This is a genomic window from Paenibacillus sp. Leaf72, assembly GCF_001422685.1.
In the GTDB taxonomy this organism is placed as follows: domain Bacteria; phylum Bacillota; class Bacilli; order Paenibacillales; family Paenibacillaceae; genus Pristimantibacillus.
In genome coordinates this window covers 145,745-159,026 of sequence record NZ_LMLV01000001.1, presented here as the reverse complement: position 1 = coordinate 159,026, position 13,282 = coordinate 145,745, and the positions used below count along the sequence as shown (strand labels likewise).

The 13,282-nt window shown below is 50.7% G+C and carries 11 protein-coding genes and 1 pseudogene; all 12 read left to right on the top strand.

The annotated features are described in order from the left end of the window. Complete coding sequence (locus ASF12_RS00660; RefSeq protein WP_056028371.1) at window positions 1–831, top strand: carbohydrate ABC transporter permease; 831 nt, start codon at window positions 1–3, stop codon at window positions 829–831. Window positions 832–838: 7 nt separating this feature from the next. Further along, a complete protein-coding gene (locus ASF12_RS00655; RefSeq protein WP_200931575.1) occupies window positions 839–3,154 on the top strand; it encodes a glycoside hydrolase family 127 protein in 2,316 nt (771 codons plus the stop codon). 58 nt (window positions 3,155–3,212) lie between these two features. Further along, window positions 3,213–4,283, top strand: a complete 1,071-nt coding sequence (locus tag ASF12_RS00650; protein ID WP_056028368.1) for a M24 family metallopeptidase — start codon at window positions 3,213–3,215, stop codon at window positions 4,281–4,283. 23 nt (window positions 4,284–4,306) lie between these two features. Beyond that, complete coding sequence (locus tag ASF12_RS00645; protein ID WP_056028365.1) at window positions 4,307–5,503, top strand: NAD(P)/FAD-dependent oxidoreductase; 1,197 nt, start codon at window positions 4,307–4,309, stop codon at window positions 5,501–5,503. After that, on the top strand, window positions 5,500–6,501 hold the full coding sequence (locus ASF12_RS00640; protein ID WP_056028362.1) for a proline racemase family protein: 1,002 nt from the start codon (window positions 5,500–5,502) through the stop codon (window positions 6,499–6,501). The genes ASF12_RS00645 and ASF12_RS00640 overlap by 4 nt, the downstream gene beginning before the upstream one ends. A gap of 46 nt (window positions 6,502–6,547) precedes the next feature. Then, window positions 6,548–7,549, top strand: coding sequence for a proline racemase family protein (locus tag ASF12_RS00635; RefSeq protein ID WP_056028359.1), 1,002 nt, complete (start codon window positions 6,548–6,550; stop codon window positions 7,547–7,549). 513 nt (window positions 7,550–8,062) lie between these two features. Further along, a complete protein-coding gene (locus ASF12_RS00630; protein WP_056028356.1) occupies window positions 8,063–8,950 on the top strand; it encodes a dihydrodipicolinate synthase family protein in 888 nt (295 codons plus the stop codon). Window positions 8,951–8,999: 49 nt separating this feature from the next. Further along, a complete protein-coding gene (locus ASF12_RS00625) occupies window positions 9,000–10,445 on the top strand; it encodes an aldehyde dehydrogenase family protein (RefSeq protein ID WP_056028353.1) in 1,446 nt (481 codons plus the stop codon). A 305-nt stretch (window positions 10,446–10,750) separates the two neighbouring features. Next, window positions 10,751–11,023, top strand: a complete 273-nt coding sequence (locus ASF12_RS00620; RefSeq protein ID WP_056028350.1) for a (2Fe-2S)-binding protein — start codon at window positions 10,751–10,753, stop codon at window positions 11,021–11,023. Further along, entirely contained in the window at window positions 11,023–11,355 is a 333-nt protein-coding gene (locus ASF12_RS00615) for a (2Fe-2S)-binding protein (RefSeq protein ID WP_056028346.1), read from the top strand. The genes ASF12_RS00620 and ASF12_RS00615 overlap by 1 nt, the downstream gene beginning before the upstream one ends. Continuing rightward, the gene (locus tag ASF12_RS00610) at window positions 11,352–12,587 is read left to right on the top strand and encodes an NAD(P)/FAD-dependent oxidoreductase (RefSeq protein ID WP_056028343.1); all 1,236 of its coding nucleotides are present in this window, start codon (window positions 11,352–11,354) and stop codon (window positions 12,585–12,587) included. The genes ASF12_RS00615 and ASF12_RS00610 overlap by 4 nt, the downstream gene beginning before the upstream one ends. Next, window positions 12,571–13,221: pseudogene (locus ASF12_RS00605) on the top strand (beta-L-arabinofuranosidase domain-containing protein); the annotation flags it as partial. The gene ASF12_RS00610 and the pseudogene ASF12_RS00605, both read left to right, overlap by 17 nt. Window positions 13,222–13,282: the final 61 nt, after the last annotated feature.

Here is a 13,282-nt window from a genome sequence, read left to right as displayed (position 1 = left end):
ATGCTGAGAAGCCGCCGAATTTCGCAAATAATCGTCTATTTTTTCCTGCTCATAGGAGCCGCTTTCTGCCTGCTGCCGCTATTCTGGCTCATACGCAGCTCGCTCATGACGTCGTTGCAAATTTTTGAAATGCCGCCCAAGTGGATTCCTGCCCCGTTTCAATTTCAAAACTATGTGGAGGCGCTGACATCAATCGATTTCTTCCGCTTTTTCCGAAATACGCTGACCATTACGGTGAGCTGCTTGGCAGGAGCGCTGATCAGCAGCTCTCTAGGCGCGTATAGCTATGCCAGACTGAGCTGGCCGGGGAGAAATATTTTTTTCTCCTTGCTGTTAGCCAGCATGATGCTGCCTAGTGCAGTCACCTTGATTCCTACCTTTATTGGCTGGCGATTGGTAGATCTCATTAATACGTATTTTCCGCTTATTATGCCGGTCTGGTTTGGCTCAGCGTTTGATATTTTTCTGCTCAGACAGTTTTATTCGAGCATTCCAAAAGATTTGGATGAAGCGGCGTATGTCGATGGAGCGGGCCCCTGGACTATTTTTTACCGCATCATTATCCCTTTGTCTAAGCCGGCTTTAATCGTCATTGGACTGTTTTCGTTTATGAATTCCTGGAATGATTTTATGGGGCCGCTCGTTTATTTGAACGAGGAAAGCAAATTTACGATGGCGCTTGGCCTCCAAATGTTTCAGTCGCTGCACAGTGCGCAGTGGCATTTGCTAATGGCTGCTTCCACCTTTGTCATTATGCCTGTCATCATCGTGTTTTTTATAGGGCAGCGTTATTTTATTGAAGGTATTACGTTAACCGGTATGAAAGGGTGATAACCAAATGAAAGCAAGCATGAGAATTAAACAAGCGGCTCAAGCTTTCGCATTAGGCGAGGTTAAGCTGTTGGAGGGGCCATTTAAGCATGCGATGGAAACGAATCGCCGTTATCTTCTGGAGCTTGAGCCAGACAGACTGCTGGCTAGATTTAGAGAATATGCAGGACTTGAGCCGCGAGCGCCGCAATATGGGGGCTGGGAAGCAGAGAGCTTGTCGGGACATACGTTAGGGCATTATTTATCCGCGTGCTCGATGATGTATAGCTCTTTGGCAGAGGCGGAATTCAAGGAAAGAGTCGATTATATAACGGATGAGCTTGAGCTTTGCCAAAATAAGCATGGGGATGGTTATGTTTCTGGCATTCCGCGCGGCAAGGAAGTTTTCCATGAAGTGGCTTCCGGAAATATTCAATCCAAGGGATTTGACTTGAATGGGGCCTGGGCGCCCTTGTACACGCTGCATAAGTTGTTTGCGGGACTGAGGGATGCTTACCGGCTAACCGGCAATGAGAAAGCGCTCGTTGTGGAAAGGAAGCTTGCCGACTGGGTTGAAGGGATTCTCGCCCCGCTGTCTACAGAGCAAATGGAAGAAATGATGATCTGCGAGTATGGCGGCATGAACGAGGTTTTAGCTGATCTATATGCCGATACGAATGAATACAAATATTTAACGTTAGCCGAGAAATTTTGGCATAAGCTTGTCCTTGATCCGCTTGCTGAGCATGTGGACTGCCTGCCCGGAAAGCATGCGAATACCCAAATTCCGAAGCTGATTGGCCTAGCGAAGGAATATGAATGGACTAGCGACGAGAAGCGCCGGGATACGGCTGAGTTTTTCTGGAACAGCGTCGTTCATCACCATTCCTATGCGAATGGCGGTAATAGCTTTGGCGAATATTTTGGCGATGCGGATTCGTTTAATGACAGGCTGGGGCCGCAAACGACGGAAACGTGCAACACCTACAATATGCTGAAGCTGACGAAGCATCTGTTTGAGTGGAAAGCATCAGCTGCGGAAGCCGACTATTATGAACGGGCGCTGTTTAATCATATACTCGCGTCCCAGCATCCGGAGTCTGGCGGCATGACGTATTTTTTGTCGCTGGCAATGGGCGGGCATAAAATTTTTGATGACAAATTCGACGATTTCACCTGCTGCATCGGCACAGGAATGGAAAGCCAGGCCAGCTATGGCAGCGCGATTTATTTTAAAGGGGAAGACCAACTGTTTGTGAACCAGTTTATCCATTCCGAGCTGGCGTGGACGGAAAAGGGCGTAACGCTGCTGCAGGAGACGGAATATCCGTTGGACGATGTGATAGGGCTCAAACTATCGTGCGCGAAGCCTGTGCAGTTCAGTCTCAACATTCGCTATCCGGGCTGGGCGGAGCAAGGGGTCTCCGTTGAAATTAATGGTGAACCGATAGCGGTTGACCAATCCCCCGGCTCCTTTATTGCGATCAACCGTTTATGGATCGACGGGGACTTGATTCGGGTTGTTATTCCGAAGTCGCTAAGGCTGGAGGCTATGGCAGACAATGCCGATCGCGCAGCGATTTTTTATGGACCTGTGCTGCTTGCGGGTGATCTGGGGAGCCATGATGATCCCCATGCTTCCGAGTATCTTTATGCGCCTGTTTTGCTGGCAAAAGAGAAGCCGCTGGATACATGGCTGGAAGCTGTGCCTGGCAAAAGCTTGGCTTTCCAAAGCAAATTGGTCGGTTACCCCCGCAATGTGGAGCTTGCGCCATTTTACCAAATGGTTGACCGTTCCTATACCGTTTATTGGGACTTGTTCACGCCGGATGGCTGGGCAATAGCGGAAGCGGATTACAGAAAAGTGATGGAAAAGATGCAAAGGCTGGAGCAATGCACAATTGATTATGCGCAGCCAGGAGAAATGCAGCCGGAGCGTGACCATGATTTTAAAGGCGACAGCTCGACTCGCGTCGGCATGTTGAACCGCAGGCCATTCCGCATGGCGGGCCAAGGCGGGTGGTTCTCGTTCGATTTGAAGGTGAAGCCCGAAAACGAAATGATGCTGGTCGTGACTTATACATCGGCACAAGAGATGCCGAATTGCGAGTTTGATGTCTGTTTGAATGGCGAGCTGCTGACAGAGGTGGAGGAAGGTTTTACGGAAGAGGATAAGTTCTATAATGTAAACTTCCCGCTCCCGGCTGCAGCACTTGCTGGTGCCGAGAAGGTAACCGTTACATTCCAAGGCAAAGAAGGAAAACGCATTCGCCGCGTATTCGGCCTTAGAATTGTGGATCGCGAGCAATATAAGCAGTTGGGCGTGCAAAGCGACTCTATTTAAAAGCATGTTGAACAGGCGACGCGGAATGAAAGATCGGACTGGAGGGAGCGTGAAGCAAATGGAAGCCCAGCGGCTCAAGAGGATTAGGGAACAGCTGGAACGCGAGCAGCTAGACGGGATATTGATTGCAAGTCCATACAATCGCAGATATTTGACCGGATTTACGGGTACAGCGGGATTTGTGGCGATTACGAAGGATCAGGCACTGCTAATCACTGATTTTCGCTATACGCGTCAAGCGGCGCAGCAGGCGGTTGAATACGAGGTTATCCAGTATGCAGGCAAGCCATTTGAGCTTATTCGGGAAAAGCTGGACGCGGTGGGAGCCCGCAAGCTCGGGTTTGAGAAAACTCATGTGACATTGGCAGGCTATGAAGCCTACGAGGAATCTTTTAACGGACTCGAGCTTGTCCCGACCCAAAATATCGTTGAAAAGCTGCGCGGCATTAAAGATGAGCGCGAGCAAGGGCATATTCGCAAGGCGATCGACATTACGGAAAAGGCGTTTGAGCATATTTTAGGCTTCATGAAGCCGGGCCTATCTGAGAAGGACGTATCTGCCGAGCTCGAATATTTTATGCGTAAAAATGGGGCGACCTCTTCGGCTTACGCTACGATTGTAGCCTCCGGCTTGCGTTCGGCATTGCCGCATGGGCTCGCGAGCGACAAGCTGCTGGGAACGAACGAATTCGTTACCCTTGATTTTGGAGCGAGCTATGAAGGCTATTGCTCCGACTTGACAAGGACGGTGTTTATCGGCAAGCCAGAGCAGCGGCATAAAGAAATTTATAAGATTGTATTGGAAGCAAACGAGACCACCTTAAATGGACTAAGGCCAGGCATGACGGGCAAAGAAGGCGATTCGCTGGGACGGGACTGTATTGCTGGCTACGGATACGGGGAGTATTTTGGCCATGGGCTCGGTCATGCATTCGGCTTGGAAATCCATGAATGGATGGGCTTTTCCCAGAAGTCGGATGATGTTTTGCAGCCGGGGATGATTTTGACAGTCGAGCCTGGCATTTATATCCCTGATTTTGGAGGCGTCCGTATCGAGGATGATATTTTGATCACAGACACAGGCATTGAAGTGCTGACGAAGTCGAATAAGGAATTAATCGTTTTGTAATGTAGAAGGAGGTGGCCTCGTCCATGCATGCTGAATCTGCGGAAGTCGTCATCATTGGCGGAGGCATCATTGGGATGGCCATCGCCTATTATACGGCCAAATTAGGGATGGACGTTCTCGTTGTCGAGCGCGGGGAGATTGCGGGGGGAACCTCCTCCAAATGCGACGGCAACATTTTAGCCATTGATAAAGACCCCGGCTTCGACAGCCAAATGTCCTTGAAATCCCAGCAATTAGTCGCTGAACTGGTGCAGGAGCTTGATGAGGAGTTCGAGTATCGGGCACCCGGAAGCATTCTCGTCTGCGAGACGGAGGAAGAGATGATCGCTGCTGAGCGCTGGGTTTCCCGGCAAAAGCAGGCAGGACTCCCCTTTCGGATGCTCGATCAGAAGGACCTCAGAGACGAATGGCCTTATATGGCCGAGGATTTATTAGGCGGTTTAGAGTGTGCAACGGATTCTACGGTTAACCCCGTATTGCTAACCTACTCCTTGGCTGCAACCGCTCGCCGTCATGGTGCCCGTTTTCGAACGCATACGGCGGTGACAGCGATTTTGCTCGATGAGAAGCGGAGAATTCGGGGAGTAGAGACAGCGGCAGGCACGATTAAAGCGAAAATCGTCATTAATGCGGCTGGCGTATGGTCGAAGCTTATTGGACAAATGGTAGGTATCGATATTCCAATTGAGCCGCGAAAAGGCCATATCCTCGTCGCTGCCCGCTCAGCCAACATTGGGAAACGGAAGGTGATGGAATTCGGCTATTTGATTAGCAAGTTTGGCGGGAAGCGGCAAGTAGATCCCAAGTTCGAAGCGTATGGCATTGCCCTCGTATTCGAACCAACCGCTTCCCAAAACTTTTTAATCGGATCGAGCCGCCAATTTGCCGGTATGGATACCCGCGTGGATCAGGAGGTCATTCGGCTTATTGCGCAGAGAGCGATCCGTTTCTTTCCGGTCATGGAGCATATTCCGATGCTTCGAACGTACGCTGGCCTAAGGCCATGGACAGCCGATCATTTGCCTATCGTTTCACCAATCGACGAAATACCAGGTTTTTATGTAGCAGCCGGTCATGAAGGGGATGGAATCAGCCTCGCCGCGGTTACGGGGAAGGTCATCAGTGAAATGTTAAGCGAAGCCGAGACCTGCATTCCGGCCCAGCCGCTGCGCTATGACCGATTCCGTCGTGGCGACGTTAATCAGGAGGTAGTCCTATGAAGCTTTCCAAACTGGTGACCACCATCGATACCCATACGGGAGGCAATCCGACCCGCACCGTTACGAGCGGAGCGCCGGAGCTGATCGGAAGCACGATGACCGAGAAGATGGTTTATATGTCCGAGCATTTTGACCATTTTCGCAAAGCGTTGATGTTTGAGCCCCGGGGCCATGAAGTGATGTCCGGTTGTATTTTGACTCCACCGTGTGATAAAACAGCCGATATCGGCGTCGTTTTTATTGAGACGGGCGGCTATTTGCCGATGTGCGGGCATGATACGATTGGCCTTTGCACGGCGCTGATTGAGGGCGGGATCTACCCTGAAAGCAAAAACGTCATTCGGCTGGATACGCCAGCGGGGCTTGTGGAAGCCCAGCTTGACATCGCGCAGGGAAAAGTCAAAGAAGTGACGTTCACGAATATTGCTTCTTTTTTGTACAAAAAGGATGTGCGGCTCCAAGTGGAAGGAATTGGAGAAATTTCCGTTGATATTGCGTATGGCGGCAATTTTTACGGCTTGGTTGATGCGCGTCTGCTGCAGTTGCCCTTAGTGCCAAATCGGGCTTCGGAAATCGTCCGCTTGGCGATCAAAATTCGGGAGGCGATTAACGAAAGCATCGAAGTGGTTCATCCCGAAATTCCAGTCATTCGCGGGCTGACCCATATTGAGTTTTACAGCGATCCCGTATCGCCTGCTGCCCATTGCCGCAATACGGTCGTCGTGCCTCCGGGAGGAATTGACCGTTCGCCATGCGGGACGGGAACCTCGGCGAAGGTAGCTGTGCTGCATGCCAAGGGCGAGCTTTCCAAGGAGCAGGAATTTGTGCATGAAAGCATTGTAGGCTCCGTGTTCCGGGCTAAAATTTTGGAGGAAACAACGGTAGGCGGCTTGCCGGCCGTCATCCCGCAAATATCAGGGTCAGCCTGGGTAACAGGCTTTCACCAGTTTGTTTTTCACGATCAGGATGAGCTGGGTAGCGGTTTTTTCTTGCTTTAATTCTACTCTGAATTTGCTCTAACGCTGGTTTGATGGAGGCTTGGATATGGAAATTAACAAATGGTATGCAGCGATTGATACGCATTCCGGCGGGGAGCCTCTTCGCATCCTGACAGGCGGCCTGCCGCAAATGGCGGGCGCCTCACAGCAAGCCAAGTCGGTAGTTTTCAAGCATCATCATGATTCCATAAGAAAACTGCTTATGGCTGAACCGCGAGGACATTACGGCATGACAGGCGCCATCGTTACAGCTCCCGTATCGGAGGAAGCCCAGTTCGGCTTGTTGTTTTTGAATCAAGAAGGATATGCAGCTATAAGCGGACATGGAATCTTCGCGGTCGTAACGGCATGGATTGCGACGGGGCAGCTGGATGCGGCTATTGCCGCCGAAGGTATATTAATTGACTGCCCAGCGGGAAAGGTAAAAGCTATTGCTAGCTGCGAAGGGCAGGAAGTACGAACGGTATCCTTCCACAATGTTCCGAGTTTCGTCTATGCGGAGTCTCTTGCATTGACCATCCAAGACATTGAACTACGTGTCGATATTGCTTTCAGCGGGGAGTTTTATGCGGTTGTCGATGCTGCCGGACTTGGCGATAGACGGTCAATCCCTGAGCTTCAAGCATGCGGAGGGTTAATCCGCAAAGCCATTGAAGCGAAGCTGGAGGTTAAGCACCCGGTGCAGGAAGGGATTACTGGCATTCATGGCGTGTTTTTTTATGAAAAGGCTGAGGGCGATTCGGTTAATCCGGTCTATCGCAGCTGGTCCATATTTGCTGGCGAACAGCTTGATCGCTCTCCCGGAGGAGCGGGGGCCTGCGCCCATATGACGGTTCTGAACCATAAGGGGCTGCTGAAGCGCGGGCAGCAGGTTGTTTATGAAGGCAGCGCTGGAACGCGTGCAGTTGGCAGCGTGGAGGAGGAAATATGTGCGTTCGGGCAAAAAGCCGTCATTCCACAGCTAACAGGAAGTGCTTATGTGCTGGGCTTTATGAATTTTGTACTCGATTCTAACGATCCGCTGGCTGATGGATTCGTACTGTACTAGAACGTGTATGAAAAAGGGGGCCCTTGCTGCTGCTCCTTGCTTTGTGCCTATTCGATGCCAATTTCTTCTGACAATTCAAGGCTTAAGGAACCACAGTAAAGAACCACAGTATGCGATTGTGGCTTAGAACACAGTTGCAGAGAGCAATGCGGCTCAGAATACGCCGTTTTGGAAGTTCATTCCTTTTTTCGCGGACTGAGGTTCCGCTATTCTGGATTTTAATCCCATTTTAGGCCTTAAGCGGACAGGAGATCCGCTATTGCCTTCATAATCCTCTGAAAATGACGATGGACAGCGCATTAGCGGCACCTGAGTCCGCAGACTATGCCAAAACCAGTGATTCGATTGAAATAACGGCTGCTGTGTCCTCCAAGCTGTGTCCACGAAGTCTATCTTTGTGTCTTCGTGCAGGGAGCATCCACCTGAAACGAGCAGCATGAAGCTGCTTTTTGCATATAGGGTTTAGAAGGTCAAAAATCTAAACGATTAATATTCGAGAGGAGCAATTTTGAAATGGCAAAATTTGAAGGTGTTTATGTGGCAATCGTTACCCCTTTCACTGCTTCCTATGAAGTCGACTATAAGCGATTGACGGAGCATTGCGATTGGCTTATCGCAAATGGCATAAGCGGGCTTGTTCCTACTGGATCTCTTGGCGAATATGCAACGATGAGCAATGAGGAACGAGCACAGGTAGTGGAGACGGTCATAGAAGCCGCAGCAGGGCGGGTGCCCGTCGTTGTTGGTTCGGCCGCGCCTTCTACGAAGCAGGCGGTCGCATGGGTTCAGCATGCCAAAGATTCAGGTGCGGCAGGGGTTATGGCGCTGCCTCCTATTAATTACAAGCCGCTTGAGCATGAAGTTGTCGCTCATTACGAAGCGCTGAATGAGGTAGGACTTCCAATTGTAGCGTACAACAATCCTCATGATTATAAAGTAGATTTGACGCCGCAGTTTCTTGCGAAGCTTTCCAAATTTGATCATGTCGTTGCGGTAAAAGAGTTTTCCGGCGACATCCGCCGCGTGCATGATATTTTGGCCCAAACCAATCTTGAAGTTATGATCGGCGTAGATGATTTGGCGATGGAAGGCCCGCTGTTTGGCGCAACAGGCTGGATTTCCGGTGTGCCCAATGCGCTGCCGAAGGAAGGCGTAGAGTTGTTTAACCTTGCCAGACAAGGGAAAATGCAAGAGGCAAGCGCGCTTTATCGCCGTCTGCTGCCTTTGTTCCATATGGATGCCAGCCCTCAGCTCGTTCAATCGATTAAATATATGATGGAGTTGGCGGGATTCCCGGTCGGTCCTACACGTCCGCCGCGCCTGCCTTTGCCAGAAGCAGATTACCAGCTCATTAGAGAAGCTTTTGAATACGCGGTTAGACCTAATCAGCCAGCAAATTAACGGAATGATGAGTTTAAAGTAGCCTAGTCCGAACAGGAGGGATCGCAAAATGAAGAGCAGTCGAAATTGGATCGGAGGCGAGTGGATTACGCCAGCAGCAGGCGAATCTGTCGTTAAAAATCCATCGAACATCAAAGAGGAGGTTGGCATTCTTCATCTATCTGATCAGTCGCATGTTATACAGGCGCAGCAGGCAGCGCGTAAAGCGTTTGAAGTTTGGTCTCGTTTAACAGGTGCTGCTCGAGCAGAGCATGTGTATAAGCTTGCTGCCGCACTGGAAGCCAAGCTGGCTGAGGTAGCGAATCTCGCAAGCTTGGAAATGGGCAAACCGATTACGGAAATGCGCGGCGAAGTGATGCGTGGAGTAAATCTGCTCCGTTATTACGCGGCGGAAGGGGTACGAGCCAATGGGGTTGTCATACCTTCGAGCGAGCCAAACGTTTTGCAGCATACGAAAAAGGTTCCTTTGGGCGTCGTGGGCATTATTACCCCATGGAATTTCCCGGTTGCCATACCTATTTGGAAAATCGCGCCTGCGCTTATTTGCGGCAACACCGTTATATGGAAGCCTGCGGAATTTGCCTCCTTAACGGCAACGAAGCTCATTGAGATTTTTGCAGAGGCAGGACTTCCTGCAGGCGTCATTAATCTCGTTATTGGCAAGGGCAGCAAAATCGGAGACGTATTACTAGAGCAAATTTCGCTCGATGCGGTAAGCTTTACCGGCTCCACATCAACGGGCACTCATATTGCCCAGCTTTGTGCCAAGCGAAATATTAAATATCAGACCGAAATGGGCGGGAAAAATGCCGCTGTTGTTTTAAACGATGCTGATCTTGAAAAGACGATTCCGCTCATTGTCAGCGGAGCCTTCCGTTCGGCAGGTCAGAAATGTACAGCAACGAGCCGAATTATCGTTGAATCAGGCATTTATGCTTCGTTTACGAAAGCGCTCAGCACGGCAGTATCGCAAATTAAGCTGGCACCTGCTCTCGATCCTGCCGCTTATTTAGGCCCCGTTGCTTCTGCAAGCCAGTATGAAACGGTCATGTCTTATGTCCATATGGCCCAGCAGCAGGCGGAGATTGTTGCCCAAGGTCCAGCTGTAGCTGCAGCTGAGCAAAACGAGGGATATTACATTCAGCCGATCGTGGCCGCAGGCTTGGATGCGGGGCATCCTCTCATTCAGGAAGAGGTTTTTGGGCCAGTTGCAGCGCTGCTTCAGGCATCCGATTTTGAAGAAGCTATCGCTTTATGCAATCAATCGATTTTTGGGCTGAGCGCTTCGCTGTTTACGCAAAATTTATCCTACGCCCATCGGTTTTTGGACGAAGCGCAGGCGGGCATGGTTCGCGTGAATCAGGAAACAGCGGGTGTGGAATATCAGTCCCCATTCGGCGGAATGAAGCTTTCCAGCTCGCATTCGCGCGAGCAAGGGCAAGCGGCTTTGGATTTCTATACCGAATTAAAAACATGCGCTATCCGTTATTTTTAAAATATAGATAGATATGAGATTTCTCCATCCTTTCTCTATATTTCTCGGACTGAAACGCGCCGCGCCGCCAGAGGAAGGCGGCAGCCGTTTCACCTTGAAATATAGGAAAGTATAAGTTTTTCCATACTTGTTCTTCTATTTCTCGGACTGAAACGCGCTGTGCCGCCAAAGGAAGGCGGCAGCCGTTTCACCTTGAAATATAGGAAAGGATATCCTAGTGTCATCCTTTCTCTATATTTCATCGCGAAACGGTGCTTTGCCGCCAGAGGACGTCGAAAGCCGTTTACGCTTGGGGGGCTTTTGCGATGAAGCATCCATCCTTAGTCGTTTGCCGCTGTGAAGAAGTGACCATGGAGCAATTGGAAGAAGCTTATGCGTCTGGATGCTGCACTTCACGTCAATTGAAGATGAAAACAAGGGCTACGATGGGCGCTTGCCAGGGACGGGTTTGCCGAGCCCTTGTAGAAACATGGATTCATGTGAAAAATCCAGATGGTCCTCGAGACGCTGAATTATTATCGTACCGTCCGCCTATTCGGCCTATAACGTTTGGCCAGCTAGCAAAGGATGAAGTGTAATGGAAAGGATTGAGAACCATCCGTTACTCGGCCGTTGGCAGACGCCGCATGAACCTGTTGCCTTTTCCTTTAATGGGAAGCCAATGACAGGGCTAAAGGGAGAGCCAATAGCGGCGGCACTGCTCGCAGCAGATATTCGCACGCTGCGCAGGCATGAGGAATCGGGGCATGCTCGCGGGCTTTATTGTGCCATTGGCCATTGCATGGAATGCCGGCTGAGCGTAGCAGGAAAAGGAATGGTACGTTCCTGTCTTACTCCGCTTGAAGAAGGAATGTGTATAGCTGAAGGGCTGCAGCTTCCAAACGAAATAACAGGGAGGAAGCTGCTATGACGAAGGAGAGAGAGCCTGATCTCATTATTGTCGGTGCTGGGCCAGCTGGCTTGTCGGCAGCTGTTGTAGCTGCCGAACACGGCCTAGCCGTCACCATATTGGATGAATTTCCCGAACCCGGCGGACGCATGCTCGGCCAGTTTCATGAAGAGAAGGGCCACTGGTGGGTAGGGAAGCAGGTTGCCCATCATCTCATCGAGCAGTGCTGCGCATTAGGTGTTCATATCCGCTGCGGCGTATCGGTTCACGGCATGTGGAAAAACGATCAGCATTGGGTGATTAGAACGTCAGACGGTTCCATCACGGCAGCTAACGTATTGCTGGCAACGGGCGGTGCCGAAATTCCGCAGCCGTCTCCCGGGTGGACACTGCCTGGCGTCATGTCCATTGGCGCGGCGCAGGTTATGGCTAACGTACATTTCGTTAAACCCGGACGTCGCGGCCTTATTATCGGGGTTAACGTGCTAGCGATGGCAATCGCTCGTGAGCTGTCTATAAGCGGGGTATCCATTGCAGCCATCGTGCTGCCTTCGCAAAGCCCGCTTTCTGGAACAGACGCTTTGCCTAAAGAAAATGTAGAAAAGCTGCTCAGCTTGTCCCATTTAGCCCCGTCCGCGTTTATGAGAATGGGAGGCCGAGCTGCCCATTCGCTAAAAATGGCGGGGGTAGTATCCCATTTTTTTCCGCGAAGAGGGATCAAGCTGTGGGATATTCCCTTAAAGCTGCGGACAACGGCTGTAGCTATCAATGGCAAAGATCAGGTGGAATCCGTGACGCTTGCCGACGTAAATGGATGCGGTGAAACGATTGCCGGAAGCGAGCGGGAGGAAGCGGTTGATTTCGTCGCTCTTGCGGGCGGATTATATCCATTAGCTGAGCTAGCTTCGGTGGCCGGCTGTCCATTTGTTTATATGAAAGAGCTCGGCGGCCATATTCCGCTTCATAGCGAAGCGATGCAGACGCCTATGGCAGGGCTGTATGTAGCCGGCAATATTACCGGTGTCGAAAGTGCGCTTGTAGCGATGGCCCAGGGACAGCTTGCAGCCACTTCCATTTGCAGAGATGTTGGGCTGCTTGGCGAGCAAAGCGCTACCAAACTAGCAGAGGCGAAGCAGAAGGTTCAGCAAGTGCGGGCTTCCGCTTTAATTCAATTTCATCCGGGCATTCCAAAGGCGAGAGAGCAAGTCTACAAAATGTGGACGAAAGGCTGTGGCAATGTTGAAAATAACTGAAAACACAGAAAAATGGCGAAAGGTTTCATATAAGTCGGTCAAAATTCATGATCCCTTTTGGTCCCATTATAGAAGCCTCGTTCGTGATGAGGTCATTCCCTATCAATGGAAGGCCATCAATGACCGGGTTGAGGGCGCTTCTCCCAGCCATGCGCTGCAAAATTACCGCATAGCGGCTGGCGAAGCGGAAGGAGCGTTTTACGGTTATGTTTTTCAAGATAGCGATGTAACCAAATGGCTAGAGGCTGTCGCTTACAGCTTGCAAGCCGATCCAAATGCGGAGCTGGAAAAGCTTGCGGATGAAACGATAGAGTTGCTAGGGAAAGCCCAGCAGCCGGACGGCTATCTTAATACTTATTTTACGATTCATAATCAGGACCAGCGCTGGACGAATGAACGCGATAATCATGAAACCTACTGCGCAGGCCATCTGATTGAAGCAGCTATTGCTTATTATGAGACGACGTGTAAGCGCAAGCTGCTGGATATCGCCTGCAAGCTGGCGGATCATATCGATTCGGTGTATGGCGAAGAGCAGGGCAAGCTGCGCGGCTATCCCGGACATCAGGAAATAGAGCTTGCCTTAATGAAGCTTTATAGCGCAACGGGGCAGGAGCGATATTTGAAGCTATCCCTTATTATGCTTGGGCGAATCGTGGTGAAGGAGAAATGGCGGTGTGGATTCGGGAAAGCTA